Source organism: Arachnia propionica, from assembly GCF_003932785.1.
Lineage (GTDB): Bacteria > Actinomycetota > Actinomycetes > Propionibacteriales > Propionibacteriaceae > Arachnia > Arachnia propionica_B.
Genome location: NZ_RQYT01000137.1, coordinates 1 through 618 on the forward strand (window position 1 = coordinate 1; position 618 = coordinate 618).

Consider the following 618-nt stretch of genomic DNA (forward strand, 5'->3'; position numbering starts at 1 on the left):
AGGAGTCGCTGTCGGGGTTGAGGGCGGGGTCGTCGGCGTTGATGTGGACGAATACCGTGGCCTGGGGCAGCATGTCCTGCCCACCCGCCTGACGCGCGAGGACCCCGACCGCCGCGGCGCGACGCTGCTTCAAATCCCCCGCCTCGACCGGGAGGGTTTTCGCGACCTCGGTGAGGGCATGATCGAAATCCACCGCGTCACGCGGGTCCAGGATCCCGTACAAGGCGCAGTGGCCGTTCTTGACGGTATCGACTGCCACGTACCGGTTCTCCCGCTGCCGGGTCTCTCGTTCCCGGGCCGCCTCGGGGTCGGCGGCGATGATCCAGGCTTCGAGGTGGCGGCGGATCCGCTGCCACGACCACAGTCTGAGAGCGACCGCGAGTTTGCGATCCAACCGCGAAGCCGCCTCCGCATTCAGCTGGGAGACGGCTGGCCGGTTCACCACCTCCGCGACCTGCCACCACCGCAACGAACCGCTCAGGAACGCCTCCCACAACGCCGGGAACCGGAACCGCACATCCAGGACCGTTCCGATCTTCTCCAACGCCGCATCCGGGGAGATCTGAAGAATCCCACCCACCTCATGGGCCAGAAACTCACCCACCGACGGAGTCCCAT

General features: G+C 67.0%; 1 protein-coding gene. It reads right to left on the bottom strand.

Going from position 1 to position 618, the window contains the following annotated elements:
- Positions 1 to 604: DUF222 domain-containing protein (locus EII35_RS15585; protein ID WP_125229348.1), on the bottom strand; the 604-nt coding region annotated here is incomplete at its 3' end.
- Between the last annotated feature and the right edge of the window lie 14 nt (positions 605 to 618).